Source organism: Pseudomonas sp. 86_A (genome assembly GCF_017491705.1).
Lineage (GTDB): Bacteria > Pseudomonadota > Gammaproteobacteria > Pseudomonadales > Pseudomonadaceae > Aquipseudomonas > Aquipseudomonas koreensis.
The window spans coordinates 265,366-284,372 of sequence record NZ_JAFGYS010000004.1 but is presented as its reverse complement, the minus strand read 5'-3'; the positions used below and the strand labels follow the sequence as shown (position 1 = coordinate 284,372).

Here is a 19,007-nt window from a genome sequence, read left to right as displayed (position 1 = left end):
GAATACAGGTCACGCCCACTGGACGTACTCGCACCTGCATTCATCCAACCCGGTGACACGCCTGCTACGGAAATCGCCAGGCGCTTCACTGAAACGCACACTTTGTACTGCACCAAGGCCCAGTCATGACGTCTGAGAACAAACCGCTGCACCATGCAGCGTTGAATTTGCCGCGCCTCCACCAGAGCACCTTGATCGAACGCTTTGCAATCCCCGGTCTGGTGCTGGCATTCGTGGTGTTTTATCTGCTGCCGCTGATGACCCACGGCCTGTGGATTCCCGATGAAACCCGTTATGGGCAGATCAGCCAGGAAATGCTGCAGAGCGGCAACTGGGTGGCGCCGCATTTCATGGGCATCCGCTATTTCGAAAAACCGATTGCCGGCTACTGGATGATCGCCATCGGCCAGGCGATTTTCGGTGAAAACCTGTTCGGCGTGCGTATCGCCTCGGCGCTCAGCACCGGCGTGAGTGTGTGGCTGGCCTACCTGCTGGCCCGTCGTCTGTGGAACAACCCGCGCACCAGCGCGGCGTGCGCCCTTCTTTATATGAGCTTCGGTCTGATCGCAGGGCAAGCCGGCTATGCCAACCTTGATCCGCAGTTCACCTTGTGGGTCAACCTGAGCCTGGTCGCGATCTGGTTTGCCATCGACAGCAACAACCCGCGCGCGCGCCTCGGGAGCTGGGCGCTGTTGGGGCTGGCTTGCGGCATGGGTTTGATGACCAAGGGTTTTCTCGCCCTGCTGCTGCCGGTGCTGATCGCCCTGCCCTACATGGTCTGGCAGCGGCGTTTTGGTGAACTGGTGCGCTATGGCTTGGTGGCCGTTGCGGTGGCCGCTCTGGTCAGCGTGCCGTGGGCCCTGGCCGTGCATGCCCGTGAACCGGATTTCTGGCGGTTCTTCTTCTGGCACGAACACATCCGCCGCTTTGCTGCCGGTGAAGATGCACAGCACGCGCGCCCATGGTGGTTCTATCTGCCGTTGCTGTTTGCTTGCACCTTGCCCTGGGCACTGCTGTTGCCGTCGACACTGCTGCGCACCTGGCGCGAAAAGCGCGATCCGAAAATCGCCTTCCTCGCCTTGTGGTTCCTGCTCCCGCTGGCATTTTTCAGCGCAAGCAGCGGCAAGTTGCCGACTTACATCATGCCGTGCCTGCTGCCCTTGGCCTTGTTGATGGGCCACACGTTGATGGGCTGGCTCGATCGCCAGGACGGTCGCGTCTTGCGCACCAACGGCGTGGTCAACGTGATGCTGGCCTGTGCTGCGCTGGTCGCGCTGATCTATCTGCAGGCGACCCGTGAAATTTACGAACACACCGAGATGTTCAGCCTGTCGCTGGGTTATATCGTGCTGCTTGGCTGGCTGATTGCCGGCGCACTGCAGACCGTGCGGCCCCTGACGTTGTGGGCGATGCCGGCACTGGGCATTGGCCTGCTCGTCGCGCTGCTGCCGGCCGCGATGCCGGCGACCATCGTCAACAGCAAGATGCCGGATCAGTTCATTGCCGAACACCAGCAGGAACTGAGCCAAACCACCTCGTTGCTGAGTAACGACCTGGGCGCTGCGTCTGCGCTTTCCTGGCGTCTGCGCCGCCCGCAGGTGGACCTCTTCAACACCGTCGGCGAGCTCAAGTACGGGCTTGATGACCCGGCGATGGCTTCACGCAAGGTCAGCCTCGACGGCGTAGGTGAATGGATGACCGAAGCGCGCAAAAAAGGCTCGGTGGGTGTGGTGATGCGGGTCAACAGCACGTCGGACGCTCAACAACTTGAGCTGCTGCCCATCGACGGTAAGCATTACCGCCGTGGCCAACTGGAAATCCTTATCTTCAGCCAGAGCCAGCCATGACCCAGACCAGGACTGAACGGGGGCCGCTGCTGCTCCTGCTGGCGGCGACTGCCCTGCTGTTATTGCTCGGTCTGGGCAGTCGCGAACTGTGGGGCCCGGAAACCCGCTGGGCCAACATCGCGTTGCAGATGCTGCAAAGCGGCGACTATTTCGACCCGTACCTCAAGGGCAGTCCTTACTACGACAAGCCGCTGCTGTCGTACTGGCTGATCACCGCCACCTCCTGGTTCACCGGCGGACTGGGGCATTGGTCGTTGCGCCTGTCTTCAGTCATTTCCGCGTGGTTCAGCGTGTGGCTGGTGTACCTGATCGGCGAGCAACTGTTTCGCAAGGGCACCGGACTGATCGCCGGCTGGATGCTGGCGACCACGTTCTACTTCGTGTTCTGGGCGCGAGTCGCCACCGCCGACATCCTCACCGTTTGCGGTGTGCTGGCGGCGGTCTGGTGGTACTGGCGCGGCCCGGATGACACTCGGTTCTGGCGCTACGTGGTGTTCTTCGGCTTGCTCTCGCTGACATCGCTGTTCAAAGGCCTGATCGGTTTCGTCCTGCCGGGGCTGGTGCTGTTGCCGCACCTGCTTAGCGAGCACCGCTGGAAACGCCACCTGAACCTGCGACTGTTCGCTGCACTATTGATTGCCGGGGCGTTTTACATGACGCCGTTCGTGCTGTCGCACTTCTACGGCGCGCCCAACTACGAACAAAGCGGCCTCGGCCTAGTGCTGCGCGAGAACGTCGTGCGGTTTTTCCAGCCGTTCGATCAGTTCGGGCCGATCTACACCTACCTGATCTACCTGCCGGTCTACACCCTGCCCTGGGCGCCGTGCTGGTTGATCGCCCTGTGGGTGGCCGCGCGTAACTGGAAGCACGTCGAACCGGATACCCGCTGGCTGATTCAAGGGCTCGCGTTGTTGATGCTGTTCTTCACCGCCAGTGGCAGTCGCCGCAGCTATTACGTCCTGCCGCTGGTGCCCTTCGCGCAGTTGCTGGGTGCCTGGTGGGTAACCCGGCGCCTGGGCGCCCGCAACAGCACAGGCCGTGGGCTGAAGATCGGCTTCGCTGTCACCACTGTGTTGCTTGCCGCGATATTGGGTGTGCTGTACCCGTGGACCAACAGCGGCGGCGGTGTTATCCGCTTCGGCGAGCAGGTTCGTGAACAGGCCCGTCAGCAGGCACCGTTGAATCAATGGCGCATGGTCATGATCGAGGTCGACAACAAAGTGCCGATGTACCTGCAAACCGGTGGTGCACCGTTCTACTACGTGCCGGAAACGATCCAGGACTTCCCGCACAATGGCGACACGGCGACGCTGATCGCCTGGCTGGAACGCACCAGCGGGCAACACTGGGATGCGCAACGCACGATTTTCGTGGCGCAATACCGTTCCGGTGATGCGGTGCCACTGGGTGGCCTCAAGACCGATCATCAGGTCATCACCACCACGCCCACCCGTGGCGAACAGCTATTCCACGGGCGTGAAGACCAAAGCGTGGCCTACATCCCCCACTCCTGAGCAACGACGTTAAGACAAAAGTAGAGAGTCGCGGTAAATTTGAATGGCAATGACAAGTATTAACGGCTTCTTTGACGTTTTTTTCTCATTTGCCACCCTACATTGCCGCGACTTGATACTTGCAAATCGTTCGCATTGTTTCCTGCGAGGATTTGCTCATAACGTCTAAAAACAGGAGCTGCCCGAATGAATCCACGCCTTCCCTCCTTCTTCAAGCGCGCATTGCTGGTCACCGCGTTGCTCGGCACCGGGCACGCGGTGGCCGCCGACTCGGTGGGTCTGGTGGTTTACAACGCACAGCATGAGACGCTTACCAAAGCCTGGGTGGCCGGGTTTACCGAAGAAACCGGGATCCCGGTGACCATTCGCAACGGCGATGACACCGAAATGGGCAATCAGCTCGTGCAGGAAGGCGCCGCCTCGCCGGCGGACGTCTTCCTCACCGAAAACTCCCCGGCGATGGTGCTGGTGGACAATGCCAAACTGTTTGCCCCGTTGGCGCCCGCGACTCTCGAACAAGTCGATTCCGCCTACCGTCCGGCGCACGGCAATTGGGTCGGCATCGCCGCCCGTTCCACCGTGTTCGTCTACAACCCGAGCAAGCTGACGGAAAAGGACTTGCCCAAATCCCTGCTCGACCTCGCCACCCCGGCCTGGAAAGGGCGTTGGGCCGCCTCCCCGGCCGGTGCCGACTTCCAGGCCATCGTCGCCGCTGTCCTGCAACAGAAAGGCGAAGCCGCCACGCTGGAATGGCTCAAGGGCATGAAGACCAACGCGACGATCTATCGCGGCAACAGTGCGGTGCTCAAAGCGGTGAACGCCGGGCAGATCGACAGCGGTGTGATCTATCACTATTACAGCTTCGTCGATCAGTCCAAGACCGGCGAGAACAGCAACAACACCCGCCTGCACTACTTCAAACATCAGGATCCGGGCGCGTTCGTCAGCACCTCCGGCGCCGGCGTGCTGGCCTCGAGCAAACACCTTGAGGACGCGCAGAAGTTCGTCAAATACATCACCAGCAAGGAAGGTCAGGAGGTTCTGGAAACCGGCACCTCTTTCGAATACGCCGTGGGCAAAGACGCGCCGTCCAACCCGAAGCTGACCCCACTGAAAACCCTTGATGCGCCGAAAGTCGACGCGTCGACCCTCGACAGCAAAAAAGCCGTCGAGCTGATGACCCAGGCCGGATTGCTCTAAGTGATGCCCGAAACCTTGCCTGCACCGGCCGTTGCGACGGCCCCCGCCAGCCTTCTCCACCCTGCCCGCAGGCGTGGCGGGCGCGGCGGCTCGTGGGTGGTGACCTCGGCGGTGCTGGTGTCGTTGCTGTCACTGCTGCCGATTGCGTTCGTGATCGGCGTGTCGTGGTACACCGGTTGGGCAACCATCGAAGCCATGATATTCCGCCCACGGGTCGGCGAATTGCTGATCAACACGGTACTGCTGGTGCTGATCACCCTGCCCTTGTGCATCGTGCTCGGAACAACCCTGGCCTGGCTGACCGAGCGCAGCAACCTGCCCGGCCGACGCTTGTGGTCAGTGCTGGCGGTCGCGCCGCTGGCCGTGCCGGCGTTCGTTCACAGTTATGCGTGGGTCAGCTTGATTCCGTCGATCCACGGTCTGCCGGCCGGTGTGCTGGTGTCGGTGATCGCGTATTTCCCGTTTTTGTATTTGCCGATTGCCGCGACTTTGCGTCGTCTTGATCCGGCGATTGAAGACGTCGCCGAGTCGCTGGGCCTCAAGCCATGGGCGGTGTTCTTTCGGGTGGTGGTGCCGCAGCTGCGGCTGGCGATCTGCGGGGGGGCGTTGCTGGTCGGCCTGCACCTGCTGGCCGAGTACGGTTTGTACGCGATGATCCGTTTCGACACGTTCACCACGGCGATCTTCGATCAGTTCAAATCAACCTTCAACGGCCCGGCCGCCAACATGCTCGCCGGAGTCCTGGCGCTGTGCTGTCTGGCGATGCTCACAGCCGAGTCTGCCGCCCGTGGTCAGGCGCGTTATGCCCGAGTCGGCTCCGGCAGCGCCCGGGATCAGCGCAGCGTGCAACTGGGGCTCGGCGCGACAACTTTGGCGTTACTGCTGCAAGCCACAACCTGCCTGCTGGCACTCGGTGTGCCGTTGCTGACACTCGGCCGCTGGCTGCTGGCCGGTGGTGTGCAGGTCTGGCAAGGCGACGAGTTAATGCCGGCCCTGCTGCAGACGTTGTCGTATGGCGTGGCCGGCGCGTTGTTGACCAGCGTCGCGGCGATTCCCATCGCCTGGCTGTCGATCCGCGCCCCGGGCAAGCTTCAGCGTTTGCTGGAAGGCTGCAATTACATCACCAGTTCCCTGCCCGGCATTGTCGTTGCGTTGGCACTGGTGACCGTGACCATCCATTTCGCCCGACCGATCTATCAGACCACCATCACCGTGCTGCTGGCCTATCTGCTGATGTTCCTGCCGCGCGCGCTGGTCAGTCTGCGTGCCGGTTTCGCGCAGGCCCCGGTCGAACTGGAAAACATCGCGCAAAGCCTTGGCCGCTCACCGTTGCGCGCATTGTGGCTGATCACCGTGCGGTTGGCGGCACCGGGTGCTGCCGCCGGTGCAGCGCTGGTGTTTCTGGCGATCACCAACGAGTTGACGGCGACCCTGCTGCTCGCGCCCAACGGCACGCGCACCCTCGCCACCGGTTTCTGGGCGATGACCAGCGAAATCGATTACGCCGCTGCGGCGCCGTACGCACTGCTGATGATCCTGCTTTCACTGCCGCTGACGGCCATTCTCTATCACCAATCCAGGCGTACCGCTGGCCGATGAACGCTCTCGAACTGCTCAATCTCAGTAAAACCTTCGGTGCGCAAAAGGCGCTCGACGACGTCAGCCTCAACGTGCCGACTGGCAGCCGCACGGTGATCGTCGGCCCCTCCGGCTCCGGCAAGACCACGCTGTTGCGGATGATCGCCGGGTTTGAGTTTCCCGATACCGGCAGCCTCACCCTCAACGGCCAGACACTGGTCGACCGCACCCACGCGGTGCCGGCCTATCAACGGCAGATCGGCTACGTCCCGCAGGACGGCGCGTTGTTCCCGCACATGACCGTGGCGGCGAACATCGGTTTCGGCCTGGCCCTGACCGGCGCGGCGCGCCATCAACGCATTCTGCAATTGATGGACAGCGTCGCCCTCGACGCCAACATGGCCAACCGTTGGCCCCACGAACTGTCCGGCGGCCAGCAACAGCGGGTATCGCTGGCCCGTGCTCTGGCGCAACAACCACGGCTGATGCTGCTCGACGAACCGTTTTCCGCCCTCGACACCGGTTTGCGCAGCGCCATGCGCAAAATGGTCGCGCGCTTGCTCGAAGACGCTGGCGTCACCACGATTCTGGTGACCCACGATCAGAGCGAAGCCTTGTCGTTTGCCGATCAACTGGCGGTGATGCGTGCCGGGCGGCTGGTGCAGTCCGGGCATCCAATGGACCTCTACCGCTATCCAGACGATGAGCAGACCGCGCACTTTCTCGGCGAAGCCGTGGTGCTGCCCGCGCGGATCGAGGCGGGTTGGGCGCATTGCGATCTGGGTCAGGTGGCGGTGAACAGCAACGGTTTCAGCGGCGCCGCGCAGATCATGCTGCGCCCCGAGCAATTGCAGATCGTCGAAGTGGCTTCTGACAGCCAAGACTGCCATGCGCAGGTCATCGACCGTGATTTCGCCGGCAACACCTGCACCTTGACGGTCGAGCTGAGCTCATCCGCTACTCAGGATGCGGCCCGTTCGATCCTGGTGCGCAGCACCGGCATGCACGCGCCGCCCGCCGGCAGCGCGGTGCAACTGTCGGTCCTTGGCGCAGCGCATGTGTTTGGCCTGAGCTGATCACAGGTCGAAGCGATCCACCGCCCGCCGCCGCTCGTTGTCATCACGCACATCGTAGTTGGCGGTGGTCTGGATGTTGCTGTGATGCGCCAGCTTCTGCGCAATCGACAGGTCGTGCTCCTCGATCACCCGAGTGATGAACGAGCGACGGAAATCGTGGGGCATGATCTTCACCCCGACCTGCGTGCCGCGCTGGCGAGCGATGTAGTAGATCGCATGCTTGGTGATGCGCTCGCGGGTGATGTGGCTGCCACGGCGAATGCGGTTGAACAGGAACGCATCGTCGTGCTCGCCTTCCTTGAGCTGGGAACGGCGCAACTCCAGCCACGCATCGAGCTTGCTGAACGCCCATGCCGGCGCGTACTTGATCAACTGCTTGTTGCCTTTGGCGGTGACGCACAGGCTGCGCTCCTGAAAGTCGACCTGATTCAGGTCCAGGTCCACTGACTCCGACTTGCGCATGCCCGTGCCGTACAGCAACGCAATGATTGCGGCGTCGCGCAGGCCCTGCGGACGTGGGTCGGCGGCGCAGACTTCCATCAATTCGTGAATCAGCGTGCGCTTGAGATTGCGCCCCTGTGATAGCCGCGTGCCGGCGATGCCCTTGACCGAGCGCATCTTCAACAGATGTTCCTGGCTGATCAGGCTCATGCGCCAGGCCTCATTCATGACCCCGCGCACCGCATTGACATACAGCGAAGAAGTGTTCGGTGCGTAGTTGTCTTCACGCAATGCCGCGACCAGCGCTACAACATCTTCCGGTTGCAAGGCGTGCCAGGGAATCTCTTCGACATTCATGTCTTCAAACCCCAGGCGATCCGCCGCATCTTGCAGCACGTAGCGCATGGTGAGTTGGCTAGAAGGCGCCAAACGCGCGAGATACAGGCTCATCGGGTTGGTTTTTGGAGCGACGGGGGTTGCAGCAACTAAATCAATCAAACGTTAAACCTTGAGTAAAAAATGTACAGCACTACAACAACTAACAAATGCAATGTACTTGAAGTAAAGAAGGTACTTGGGCTGTACCGGCTGACTAAAAACCACGATGGACGGCAGAAGCCTGAACAGCGGCTGTATAAGTGACAGATAAACGATTCGCCCACCGGTTTTTCATGTTCCTTTCACAAAAACCGGCATAACCTTAATTCCCATAGGTTCGGTAGTGGCTATGCCCCAACCTGCCGGGCAAATCGTGAAAAGTCAATCTATCCCCGACGTCATGCTTTTTTTGCCAAGTTATTGATGCAGGAGCGCTTTTCTGTGTCTACGCTGAGGTTGGATCCAACGAATCCGTGAGTCCATCCTTTATTTTTTTTGCAATGAGGTGCCCATGAGTCAGGCGTTTCTCCCCTTCTCCCGCCCAAGTATTGGCGATGAGGAAATTGCCGCCGTCGAGCAGGTGTTGCGCTCGGGCTGGATCACGACGGGGCCGAAAAACCAGGCACTCGAAGAGCAGTTTGCGCAGTATGTCGGTTGCAAACATGCGGTGGCCTTGTCTTCGGCAACCGGCGGGATGCACATCACCTTGCTCGCGCTCGGCATTGGCCCGGGCGACGAAGTCATCACCCCGTCGCAGACCTGGGTCTCGACCGCCAACATGATCTCCCTGCTGGGCGCCAAACCGGTGTTCGTCGATGTCGACCGCGACACGCTGATGACCGACGCTGCGCGCATCGAAGCGGCCATCACCCCGCGGACCAAGGCAATCATCCCGGTGCACTATGCCGGTGCCGCGTTCGATCTCGATCCCCTGTATGCCTTGGCCGACAAACACGGCATTGCGGTCATCGAAGACGCCGCCCACGCCGCCGGCACCCGCTACAAGGGGCGTCACGTCGGTTCGCAAGGCACGGCGATTTTTTCCTTCCACGCGATCAAGAACATGACCTGTGCCGAAGGCGCGATGTTCGTCACCGACGACGAAGCCCTCGCCAGCCGCGTGCGCATGCTCAAATTCCACGGCCTGGGCGTCGATGCCTATGATCGCCTGACCGGCGGCCGCAAGCCGCAGGCGCAAGTGATGGAGCCGGGCTTCAAATACAACCTGGCCGACATCAACGCCGCGATTGCCTTGGTGCAGTTGCAGCGCCTGGATGAAATCAACGCCCGTCGCACCGAACTGGCCACCGCCTACCTGCAAAAGTTCGAAGGCCTGCCGGTGCAACCACTGGCCCTGCCCGCCTACGCCCAGCAACACGCCTGGCACCTGTTCATCCTGCGCATCGACAGCGAGCGTTGCGGCATGGACCGCGAAGCGTTCATGAAGGCGTTGCAGGATCAGGGCATCGGCACCGGTATCCATTTCATCGCCACCCACCTGCACACCTGGTATCGCCAGCGTGACCCCGACCTGTATCTGCCCAACACCGAATGGAACTCGGCGCGGCTGTGCTCGATTCCGCTGTTCCCCGACATGACCGATCAAGACCTTGATCGCGTGGTCGGTGCCATCGCACAAATCATGGAAAACCGCCTGTGAAACCTTATCCAATCCGTAGCGTGTCGATCGTCATCCCGGTCTACAACGAACAGGAAAGCCTGCCTGAACTGCTGCGCCGTACCGAGGCGGCCTGCCGCCAGCTGAAACACGATTTTGAAATCGTGCTGGTCGACGACGGCAGCCGCGACGAATCGGCGAACATGCTCGAAGAAGCCGCCGGGCGTGAAAACAGCCCGTTCGTGGCGGTGATCCTCAACCGCAACTATGGCCAGCACGCGGCGATCATGGCCGGTTTCGAACAGTGCAAAGGCGACGTGGTGATCACCCTCGACGCCGACCTGCAGAACCCGCCGGAAGAAATTCCACGGCTGGTCGCCGAGGCTGAAAAAGGCTACGACGTGGTCGGCACCGTGCGTGGCAACCGTCAGGATTCGGCGCTGCGCCGCTACCCGTCGAAACTGATCAACCTCGCCGTGCAGCGCTCCACCGGCGTCGCCATGAGCGACTATGGCTGCATGCTGCGCGCCTACCGCCGCACCATCATCGACGCGATGCTCGCCTGCCGCGAGCGCAGCACGTTCATCCCGATCCTGGCCAACAGCTTCGCCCGTCACACCACCGAAATCGTCGTAGCCCACGCCGAGCGTGAACATGGCGACTCGAAATACAGCCCGATGCGCCTGATCAACCTGATGTTCGATCTGGTCACCTGCATGACCACCACCCCGCTGCGCCTGCTGAGCATTGTCGGCTTCGCCATGGCCGGGCTGGGTGTGCTGTTCGCCGCGGCGCTGATCATTCTGCGTCTGGCGTTCGGTGCCGGATGGGCCGGTGACGGCACCTTCGTGCTGTTCGCCGTGCTGTTCGTGTTCACCGGTGGTCAGTTCATCGGCATGGGCCTGCTGGGTGAATACCTGGGCCGCATGTACAGCGATGTGCGCGCCCGCCCACGTTTCTTCATCGAAAAGGTGTTGCGCAGCCAGCCGGCTGAACCGGCCCCTGCCGTCACCGTTGATGGTCTTTCTTCTACCGCTAATTCTTCCACTTCCGATCAGGTTCTCTCATGAGTGCAAAAACTGTTGTCTTCGCCTACCACGATATTGGCTGCGCCGGCATTGAAGCCCTGCTCAACAGCGGCTACGACATTGCAGCAGTGTTCACTCACGCCGATGATCCGAAAGAAAACGCGTTCTATGCGTCGGTTGCACAGCTGTGCGCCAACAAAGGCATTCCGGTACACGCGCCGGAAGACGCCAACCATCCGCTGTGGATCGAGCGCATCGCCAAGCTGGACCCGGAGTACATTTTCTCCTTCTACTACCGCAACCTGCTGAGCGAGCCACTGCTGGCCCTGGCGAAAAAAGGTGCGTTCAACCTGCACGGTTCGCTGCTGCCACGCTACCGTGGCCGCGCCCCGGCGAACTGGGTGCTGGTCAACGGCGAAACTGAAACCGGCGTGACCCTGCACCGCATGGTCAAGCGCGCTGATGCCGGCGCCATCGTTGCCCAGCAGCGCGTTGCCATCGAGCGCAGCGACACCGGCCTGACCCTGCACGCCAAACTGCGCACCGCCGCCAGCGACCTGCTGCGCGACACCCTGCCGAACATGCTGCAAGGCAAGATCACCGAAACCCCGCAGGACGAATCCAAGGCCACCGTATTCGGTCGCCGCACTCCAGCGGACGGCAAACTGGTCTGGGCCAAACCGGCCGAAGAACTGTTCAACCTGGTGCGCGCCGTGACCCGCCCTTACCCGGGCGCCTTCTGCGCCGTGGGCGAGCACAAGCTGATCGTCTGGAGCGCCGAGGTCGTCAAGGGCAACGAAGGCCAGGCGCCTGGCCGCGTGATCAGCGTCGATCCGCTGCGCATTGCCTGCGGTCAAGACTCGCTGGTGATCAACGCCGGTCAGCGCAACGACAACGGCCTGTACCTGAGCGGCCCGCAACTGGCCAACGAACTCGGTCTGGTGGATGGCTCGCTGCTGCGCGGTGCTGAATCGGGCCGTGCGCCACGTCGTACTCGCGTGCTGATCCTCGGGGTCAACGGCTTCATCGGTAACCACCTGTCCGAGCGCCTGCTGCGTGACGACCGCTACGAAGTCTACGGTCTGGACATCGGCTCTGACGCCATCGAGCGTCTGCGCAGCCACCCGAACTTCCACTTCGTCGAAGGCGACATCAGCATTCACTCCGAGTGGATCGAGTACCACATCAAGAAGTGCGACGTGGTCCTGCCACTGGTGGCCATCGCCACCCCGATCGAATACACCCGCAACCCGCTGCGCGTATTCGAACTGGACTTCGAAGAGAACCTGAAACTGGTTCGCTACTGCGTCAAGTACAACAAGCGCGTGATCTTCCCGTCGACCTCGGAAGTCTATGGCATGTGCCAGGACAAGAACTTCGACGAAGACAGCTCGAACCTGATCGTTGGTCCGATCAACAAGCAGCGCTGGATCTACTCGGTTTCCAAGCAACTGCTGGACCGCGTGATCTGGGCTTACGGCGCCAAGGGGCTGAACTTCACCCTGTTCCGTCCGTTCAACTGGATGGGCCCGCGTCTGGACCGTCTGGATTCGGCGCGTATCGGCAGCTCCCGCGCCATCACACAACTGATCCTCAACCTGGTCGAAGGCACGCCAATCCGTCTGTTCGACGGCGGCGAGCAGAAGCGCTGCTTCACCGACATCGCTGACGGCGTCGAAGCACTGGCGCGCATCATCGATAACGACAACGACGTCTGCAACGGCCAGATCATCAACATCGGCAACCCGGACAACGAAGCCAGCATCCGTCAGTTGGGCGAAGAGCTGCTGCGTCAGTTCGAAGCGCATCCGCTGCGTCACAACTTCCCTCCGTTCGCCGGTTTCCGCGACGTGGAAAGCAAGGCGTTCTACGGTGCCGGTTACCAGGACGTGGAACACCGCAAGCCAAGCATTGCCAACGCCAAGCGACTGCTGAACTGGGAGCCGACCGTGGAAATGCGCGAGACCATCGGCAACACCCTGGACTTCTTCCTGCGTGAAGCCATGCTCGAAATCGCGGACAAGAAGTAATGCAGGCAGGTCTTCGTATCGATGTCGACACCTACCGTGGCACCCGTGAAGGTGTGCCGCGGCTGCTGGAGATGCTCGACGAGGCGCAGGTCAAGGCAACGTTTTTCTTCAGTGTCGGCCCGGACAACATGGGCCGGCATCTGTGGCGCCTGATCCGCCCGCAATTCCTCTGGAAAATGCTGCGCTCCAACGCTGCCGGCCTGTACGGCTGGGACATTCTGCTGGCCGGCACCGCCTGGCCGGGCAAACCGATTGGCCGCGATCTCGGGCACCTGATGCGTCAGGCCCGGGACGCCGGCCATGAAGTCGGCCTGCACGCCTGGGATCACCATGGCTGGCAGGCCAGTGCCGGGCGCTGGAGCGACGCGCAACTGATCGAACAGATCCGTCGCGGCGTCGACACGTTGAGCGACATTCTCGGTGAAAAGATCCAGTGTTCGGCCGCCGCCGGTTGGCGTGCGGACGAGCGCGTGATCGAGGCCAAGCAGGCCTTCGGCTTTCGCTACAACAGCGATTGCCGTGGGCAGAGCCTGTTCCGTCCGCTGCTGGCGGACGGCACGCCGGGTACGCCGCAGATTCCAGTGGACCTGCCGACCTTCGACGAAGTCGTCGGCCCGCAGGTGGCGGCGAAGGACTTCAACGCCTTCATCCTCGACCGGTTCCGGCCGCAAGCACTCAACGTCTACACCATTCATGCCGAAGTAGAAGGGATTCTGATGGCTCAGGACTTTCGTCAATTGCTGGCCGATGCACGCCAGCGCCACATTGACTTCCAACCCTTGGGCAACTTGCTGCCCGAGTATTTCAACACCTTGCCCGTGGGCCGCGTGCAACGCGGTGCGCTCGAAGGCCGTGAAGGCTGGCTGGGAGTGCAAGGCGCATGACCAAACGCTGGGCACTGCCGTTGTTGGTCGGACTTTGTCTGCTGGCCTATCTGTTGCCGTTGAGCACCCATGGCCTGTGGATCCCCGACGAAACCCGTTACGCACAGATCAGCCAGGACATGCTGCTGAGCGGCAACTGGGTATCGCCGCATTTCATGGGCCTGCGTTACTTCGAAAAACCGATTGCCGGCTACTGGATGATCGCCATCGGCCAGGAATTGTTCGGGCAGAACCTGTTCGGCGTGCGCTTCGCCTCGGCCCTCAGCACCGCGTTGAGTGTGCTGCTGGCCTATCTGGTCGCGCGCCGGTTATGGAACGACCCGCGCAAGAGCTTCGTCTGCGCCCTGCTCTACATGAGCTTCACCGTGGTCGCCGGCCAGGCTGGATACGCCAACCTCGATCCGCAGTTCACCTTCTGGGTCAACCTGAGTCTGGTGGCGCTGTGGTTTGCGCTCGACGGCAAAAGCACCGGACAACGTCTGGGCGCCTGGGCGCTGTTGGGGCTGGCTTGTGGCATGGGCTTCATGACCAAGGGCTTTCTCGCCTGGTTGCTGCCGGTACTGATCGCGCTGCCGTGGATGCTCTGGCAGAAACGCTGGCGCGAACTGCTGGTGTTCGGTCCGGTGGCGGTCGCCATCGCAATCATCGTCAGCCTGCCATGGGCACTGGCGGTGCACGCGCAGGAACCGGATTACTGGCGGTTCTTCTTCTGGCATGAACACATCCGCCGCTTTGCCGGGGACGATGCGCAGCACGATGCGCCGTGGTGGTTCTACCTGCCGCTGCTGGTCGCGTTCAGCCTGCCGTGGGTCGGTCTGTTGCCGACGGCCTTCAAGCAAGCCTGGCAAACCCGTGCCCAGCCGAAGATGGTGTTCCTGTTGTTGTGGCTGTTGCTGCCGCTGGGCTTTTTCAGCCTGAGCAACGGCAAGCTGCCGACCTACATCCTGCCGTGCCTGTTGCCGATGGCGCTGCTGCTGGGCAATGCGCTGGCCGATCGTTTGCGTCTGGAGCAAGGTCGGGCGCTGGGAATCAACGGTCTGCTGAACCTGCTGCTGGGCGTGGTCACACTGATTGCACTGGTTTACCTGCAATTGAACAAACCGGTGTACGACCACGAGCTGCACAGCCTGGTGCTGGTGTTCATTGCCCTGATCGGCTGGATCATCGCCAACCTCGCCCAAGCGTTCCTGCCGCTGCAATGCTGGGCGGCGCCGGCGCTGGGCAGTCTGTTGCTGGCCGGGATCCTGCCGGCGGCGTTGCCCAAATCGGTGGTGGCGAACAAAACCCCGGATCAGTTCATCCGTCATCACGTCACTGAACTGGCCGACGCCACACACCTGCTGAGCAACGATCTGGGCGCGGCGGCGGCATTGGCCTGGCGCATGAAACAACCGGAGGTCGCGCTGTACAACACGGTCGGCGAACTCAAGTACGGTCTCTCCTACCCGGAAGGCGCTGCACGCCGGATCACCAAAGACACGGTTCAACAATGGGTACGTGAAGCGCGCCGCAGCGGAGCGGTCGGTGTGCTGATGCGCGTCAAGGGCCAGGACGAGCTCGAAGAGCTGGACCTGCTGCCCAAGGACGGCACCCGTTACGAATCGGGCAATCTGGTGATCATGGTGCTGCCCAAGGATCCGTCATGAGTGGGTTGCTGTTACTGACGGCGTGCCTGCTGACCTGCCTTGGGCAAGTCGCGCAGAAATTCGCCGTGGAAAGCTGGCGCGGTGTCGAGTCGTCCTGGGCCGACAAACTGCGTTCGCCGTGGTTGTGGCTGGCGCTGTTTTCTCTCGGCAGCGGGCTGTTGGTCTGGCTTTTGGTGTTGCAGCGTCTTGAAGTGGGCATCGCTTACCCGATGCTCAGCCTCAACTTCGTGCTGATCACCCTGATCGCCCGCTTCGTCTTTCGCGAGCCCATTGACCGCCAGCATTGGCTGGGCGTGGCACTGGTGATCGGCGGCGTGGTTTTGCTGGGGCAACAGTCATGAGCAAAGCACGGGGTATCGGTTTTGCTCTGGCCAGCGTGGGTTTGGTCAGCAGTGCCCAACTGGGCATGCGCTGGAGCATGACGCGCCTTCCGCAACCGGAACAATGGCTGGCGGCGCTGAGCGCCGGCAGTGTTGATCTGACGGCATTGGCAGTGGTGGCGGCGGCGATTTTCGCCTACGCGCTGTCGATGCTCTGCTGGCTCGCGGCCTTGCGTGATCTGCCGCTGGGCCGGGCTTATTCGCTGTTGAGCATCAGCTACGCGCTGGTGTACCTGCTGGCGGCCAGTCTGCCGCTGTTCAACGAATCCTTCAGTTTCACTAAATCGCTGGGCGTGGCACTGGTCATGCTCGGGGTCATCACTATTAACACTCGTCCGTCTCGTGCGCCCGAATTCAGGAGTGCTCCATGAAAATCACAGTATTTGGTAGCGGTTATGTTGGCCTGGTGCAGGCCGCCGTGTTGGCCGAAGTCGGTCACGACGTCGTGTGCATGGACATCGATCAGAAGAAAGTCGAGCTGCTGCGCCAGGGGCACGTCAGCATCTTCGAGCCGGGTCTGTCGAGCCTGGTGCGCGAAGGCCTGGACTCCGGCCGCCTGCATTTCACCTCCGATGAAAAACTCGCCGTACAACACGGTCGCGTGGCGTTCATCGCCGTCGGTACACCGTCCAGCGAAGACGGCTCGGCCGATCTGAAATACGTGCTGTCGGTGGGTGATGCGGTGGCGCGCCACCGTGAGCAGCCGCTGATCCTGGTGGAGAAATCCACCGTACCGGTCGGCACCGGCGACACCCTGCGCGCACACATTCAGGCTGCGCTGGACAAGGCCGGTCGTGAACTGCAATTCGATATCGTCTCCAACCCGGAATTCCTCAAGGAAGGTTCGGCAGTGTCCGACTGCCGTCGTCCGGACCGCATCGTCATCGGCTGTGAAGGTGACGAAGTGCAAGACGTGATGCGCGACCTGTACTCGCCGTTCAACCGCAACCACGACCGCATCATGTTCATGGACCTGCGCAGCGCCGAGCTGACCAAATACGCCGCCAACTGCATGCTGGCGACCAAAATCAGCTTCATCAACCAGATCGCCGAACTGGCCGAACACCTGGGCGCCGACATCGAATCGGTCCGTCAGGGCATCGGTGCCGACACGCGCATCGGTTACCACTTCATCTACCCGGGCTGCGGTTATGGCGGTTCGTGTTTCCCGAAAGACATGCGCGCGCTGATCCACAGTGCCGAGCAGGCGCATTGCTCCAGCGACCTGCTGCAAGCGGTCGAAGCGATCAACGAGCGGCAGAAGCACAAGCTGTTCGACCGCATCAATGCGTTCTACAAAGGTGATCTGCGCGGCAAGACCTTCGCCCTGTGGGGCCTGGCGTTCAAGCCGAACACCGACGACATGCGCGACGCACCGAGCCGCGTGCTGCTCGATTCGCTGTTCGCCGCCGGCGCCAGTGTTCGCGCGTTCGACCCGGAAGCGATGCAGGAAACCCAGCATCTGTACCCGAACGAAGAAAAACTGATGCTGATGGGCACCCCGGAATCGGTGCTCGCAGGTTCCGACGCGCTGATCATCTGCACCGAATGGCAACAGTTCAAGGCGCCGGATTTCGACTTGATCGAGCAGCGTCTGAAAGCCCCGGTGATCTTCGACGGCCGCAACCTGTACGACGCCGAGCGTCTGGCGCGCAACGGCTTCAAGTACTTCCCGATCGGCCGTGGTGATTCGCGCAAACTGCCGATGCCGCTGCAGCAGTGGCCCAACACTGCGGACGTCGCTTGATTACGTTGTCGCCTGTCATCCGCCGGCAGTCCCTGATCGCAGGGCTGCTGGCACTGCTGTTGTTTATCGCCGGGGTTTACGGACAGGCTCCCATTGGCTTCGATTCACGTTTCGTGCTGTTTGCCCAAGAGATGTTGAGGCACGGGCCGACAGTATTCCCCACCACCTACGGCCAGCCGTACGCTGACTATTCGGCGCTTTCGACGCTGTTCATCTGGTTGTTGTCGCTGCCCTTCGGCGCGGTCAACACCCTGACCGCGTGGCTGCCCAGCGCGATTGCCGGCGCGGTGATCGTGACCTTGATGTACCGCTTGCTGGCGGTGCATTCGCAGCGCTGGGCATTGATCAGCATTGCGCTGCTGATGCTCACCAGCACTTTCGTCACCGAAGTGCGCGCGGTGTCGCAAGACCTGATGCTCGCCGCCGTGGCGCTGTCGGTGTTTTACCTGGGCTATGCGCACGACCACTTCGGCTCGCGCCGTCGCTGGCCGCTGATTTTTCTCCTGTTGCTGTTGGGCTTCGGGATTCGCGGGCCCATCGGCCTGGTGGTGCCGACCGGCATGCTCTGCAGTTACTACCTGCTCAACCGTGAGTGGAACCGCCTGTTCGTGTTCGGCGTGATTGCTTCCGTGTTACTCGCAGCGTGTGTCGGCCTGCTGTTGTGGCTGGCGAAACTCAGCGGTGGCGAAGCGTTCCTGCAGGACGTGATCCGCATGCAGTTCATGGGGCGCATGGACGGCACTGAAGGCGTCAGCGGTTCGCTGTATTACTTCACCAGTTCCATGGGCAACTACGCATTGGCGTACCCGCTGGCAATCCTGGCCCTGGCCGCGACCTGGCTGAGCAAACCGCATCAGCGTGGGCCGGCGTTGCGTCTGGTCCAGTACTGCGCGGCCGCCGGGTTGATCGTGATGGTCGGCCTGTCGATTCCGCAGGCGAAAAAGGCGCGTTACCTGCTGCCGATGCTGCCGATGGCGGCGATCATTGCGGCGTACCCGTTCCAGGTCCTGCACGGGCGGGTGTTCCGCGTATTGCGTGGCGTGATTCAAACGCTGTGGCTGCTGACGCCGGGGCTGCTGATGGTGGCGCTGCTGGTTGCCCGGCGCCGGTTTCACGAACAACTCAACGGCCTCACGCTGGTGCTGATCGTGCTCGGCGTCCTGCAATTGCTCGCACTGTGGCGTTTGTGGGTCCCGCGCTGGCGTGCCGAAGTGTTGGCGTTGTGCTCGGTCCTGGCGTTGTGGACGGTGTATGCCGCGGTGTTCGAACCGGTGGAGCGGCGCCTGTACGACACGCAGGCGTTCAGCCGCGCCGCGTTCGCGCAGGTGCAACAGAACCCGGCACCGCTGGTGCTGCACGGCATGGGCAAAGACGCCAAGGCGATCAAGTTCATGGTCAACGTCGAGCAGGACCTGCAACCACAGTTCACCGAAACGGTGCAGCAACTTGAAGCCATCAGGGGCCCTGCCTGGCTGATGATGGACAGCAAGGACCAGCAATCGCTGCAAGGTACGTCGCTGGCCGGTCTGCAACCGGTGTTGGCGGGACGCTTCGACAAGAACGATTACGTGCTGTTGTACGTGAAACCCTTGTAGAGCTTGGCGAAGGCTGCGATCTTTTGCTTTTGGATCGCAGCCTTC

At 61.8% G+C, this 19,007-nt stretch carries 14 protein-coding genes and 1 pseudogene; 14 read left to right on the top strand and 1 reads right to left on the bottom strand.

The features are described 5' to 3' along the window. The first annotated feature begins 125 nt into the window (after positions 1–125). The 5 genes from arnT (J5M57_RS08585) (at position 126) to J5M57_RS08565 (ending at position 7,215) form a co-directional block, all read left to right on the top strand. Positions 126–1,847: a lipid IV(A) 4-amino-4-deoxy-L-arabinosyltransferase gene (gene arnT / locus J5M57_RS08585; protein ID WP_207850033.1), complete on the top strand. Its 1,722-nt coding sequence runs from the start codon at positions 126–128 to the stop codon at positions 1,845–1,847. Beyond that, on the top strand, positions 1,844–3,361 hold the full coding sequence (locus J5M57_RS08580; RefSeq protein WP_207850034.1) for a glycosyltransferase family 39 protein: 1,518 nt from the start codon (positions 1,844–1,846) through the stop codon (positions 3,359–3,361). The genes arnT (J5M57_RS08585) and J5M57_RS08580 overlap by 4 nt, the downstream gene beginning before the upstream one ends. 186 nt (positions 3,362–3,547) lie before the next feature. Further along, positions 3,548–4,561: an iron ABC transporter substrate-binding protein gene (locus J5M57_RS08575; protein WP_083369137.1), complete on the top strand. Its 1,014-nt coding sequence runs from the start codon at positions 3,548–3,550 to the stop codon at positions 4,559–4,561. A gap of 3 nt (positions 4,562–4,564) precedes the next feature. Further along, entirely contained in the window at positions 4,565–6,160 is a 1,596-nt protein-coding gene (locus J5M57_RS08570) for an iron ABC transporter permease (protein WP_207850035.1), read from the top strand. Then, complete coding sequence (locus tag J5M57_RS08565; protein WP_207850036.1) at positions 6,157–7,215, top strand: ABC transporter ATP-binding protein; 1,059 nt, start codon at positions 6,157–6,159, stop codon at positions 7,213–7,215. Before J5M57_RS08570 ends, J5M57_RS08565 begins: the two co-directional genes overlap by 4 nt. On the opposite strand, the gene J5M57_RS08560 is transcribed toward J5M57_RS08565, so the two are convergent. Beyond that, complete coding sequence (locus tag J5M57_RS08560) at positions 7,216–8,106, bottom strand: tyrosine-type recombinase/integrase (protein ID WP_064587515.1); 891 nt, start codon at positions 8,104–8,106, stop codon at positions 7,216–7,218. It lies immediately after the preceding gene. A gap of 439 nt (positions 8,107–8,545) precedes the next feature. Between J5M57_RS08560 and arnB the strand changes: the two genes are divergently transcribed. The 9 genes and pseudogenes from arnB to J5M57_RS08515 all read left to right on the top strand — a co-directional run bounded on the left by arnB (position 8,546) and on the right by J5M57_RS08515 (position 18,962). Then, entirely contained in the window at positions 8,546–9,694 is a 1,149-nt protein-coding gene (arnB, locus tag J5M57_RS08555) for a UDP-4-amino-4-deoxy-L-arabinose aminotransferase (RefSeq protein ID WP_207850037.1), read from the top strand. Continuing rightward, positions 9,691–10,722 carry an undecaprenyl-phosphate 4-deoxy-4-formamido-L-arabinose transferase gene (gene arnC, locus J5M57_RS08550; protein WP_207850038.1) on the top strand — a complete coding sequence of 344 codons (1,032 nt, stop codon included), beginning with the start codon at positions 9,691–9,693 and terminating at the stop codon, positions 10,720–10,722. The genes arnB and arnC overlap by 4 nt, the downstream gene beginning before the upstream one ends. Further along, positions 10,719–12,710, top strand: coding sequence for a bifunctional UDP-4-amino-4-deoxy-L-arabinose formyltransferase/UDP-glucuronic acid oxidase ArnA (gene arnA / locus J5M57_RS08545; protein WP_064587512.1), 1,992 nt, complete (start codon positions 10,719–10,721; stop codon positions 12,708–12,710). The genes arnC and arnA overlap by 4 nt, the downstream gene beginning before the upstream one ends. After that, complete coding sequence (gene arnD / locus J5M57_RS08540; RefSeq protein ID WP_207850039.1) at positions 12,710–13,594, top strand: 4-deoxy-4-formamido-L-arabinose-phosphoundecaprenol deformylase; 885 nt, start codon at positions 12,710–12,712, stop codon at positions 13,592–13,594. Before arnA ends, arnD begins: the two co-directional genes overlap by 1 nt. Further along, the gene (gene arnT / locus J5M57_RS08535; RefSeq protein WP_207850040.1) at positions 13,591–15,240 is read left to right on the top strand and encodes a lipid IV(A) 4-amino-4-deoxy-L-arabinosyltransferase; all 1,650 of its coding nucleotides are present in this window, start codon (positions 13,591–13,593) and stop codon (positions 15,238–15,240) included. Before arnD ends, arnT (J5M57_RS08535) begins: the two co-directional genes overlap by 4 nt. Next, positions 15,237–15,581, top strand: coding sequence for a 4-amino-4-deoxy-L-arabinose-phosphoundecaprenol flippase subunit ArnE (arnE, locus tag J5M57_RS08530; protein WP_064587509.1), 345 nt, complete (start codon positions 15,237–15,239; stop codon positions 15,579–15,581). The genes arnT (J5M57_RS08535) and arnE overlap by 4 nt, the downstream gene beginning before the upstream one ends. Continuing rightward, complete coding sequence (gene arnF / locus J5M57_RS08525; RefSeq protein WP_064587508.1) at positions 15,578–15,991, top strand: 4-amino-4-deoxy-L-arabinose-phosphoundecaprenol flippase subunit ArnF; 414 nt, start codon at positions 15,578–15,580, stop codon at positions 15,989–15,991. The genes arnE and arnF overlap by 4 nt, the downstream gene beginning before the upstream one ends. Then, positions 15,988–17,378, top strand: a pseudogene (locus J5M57_RS08520) (UDP-glucose/GDP-mannose dehydrogenase family protein); the annotation flags it as partial. The gene arnF and the pseudogene J5M57_RS08520, both read left to right, overlap by 4 nt. Beyond that, positions 17,364–18,962 (top strand): glycosyltransferase family 39 protein, encoded by a 1,599-nt coding sequence (locus J5M57_RS08515; RefSeq protein WP_207850041.1) that lies wholly within the window; start codon positions 17,364–17,366, stop codon positions 18,960–18,962. The pseudogene J5M57_RS08520 and the gene J5M57_RS08515, both read left to right, overlap by 15 nt. Positions 18,963–19,007: the final 45 nt, after the last annotated feature.

What these genes read in the sequence shown, in the direction of transcription:
- arnT (WP_207850040.1), top strand. Translation starts at nt 13,591, where the DNA reads ATGACCAAACGCTGGGCACTGCCGTTGTTGGTCGGACTTTGTCTGCTG.
- arnF (WP_064587508.1), top strand. Translation starts at nt 15,578, where the DNA reads ATGAGCAAAGCACGGGGTATCGGTTTTGCTCTGGCCAGCGTGGGTTTG.
- J5M57_RS08565 (WP_207850036.1), top strand. Translation starts at nt 6,157, where the DNA reads ATGAACGCTCTCGAACTGCTCAATCTCAGTAAAACCTTCGGTGCGCAA.
- arnD (WP_207850039.1), top strand. Translation starts at nt 12,710, where the DNA reads ATGCAGGCAGGTCTTCGTATCGATGTCGACACCTACCGTGGCACCCGT.
- arnB (WP_207850037.1), top strand. Translation starts at nt 8,546, where the DNA reads ATGAGTCAGGCGTTTCTCCCCTTCTCCCGCCCAAGTATTGGCGATGAG.
- J5M57_RS08580 (WP_207850034.1), top strand. Translation starts at nt 1,844, where the DNA reads ATGACCCAGACCAGGACTGAACGGGGGCCGCTGCTGCTCCTGCTGGCG.
- arnA (WP_064587512.1), top strand. Translation starts at nt 10,719, where the DNA reads ATGAGTGCAAAAACTGTTGTCTTCGCCTACCACGATATTGGCTGCGCC.
- arnE (WP_064587509.1), top strand. Translation starts at nt 15,237, where the DNA reads ATGAGTGGGTTGCTGTTACTGACGGCGTGCCTGCTGACCTGCCTTGGG.
- J5M57_RS08570 (WP_207850035.1), top strand. Translation starts at nt 4,565, where the DNA reads ATGCCCGAAACCTTGCCTGCACCGGCCGTTGCGACGGCCCCCGCCAGC.
- arnT (WP_207850033.1), top strand. Translation starts at nt 126, where the DNA reads ATGACGTCTGAGAACAAACCGCTGCACCATGCAGCGTTGAATTTGCCG.
- J5M57_RS08560 (WP_064587515.1), bottom strand. Translation starts at nt 8,106, where the DNA reads ATGAGCCTGTATCTCGCGCGTTTGGCGCCTTCTAGCCAACTCACCATG.
- J5M57_RS08575 (WP_083369137.1), top strand. Translation starts at nt 3,548, where the DNA reads ATGAATCCACGCCTTCCCTCCTTCTTCAAGCGCGCATTGCTGGTCACC.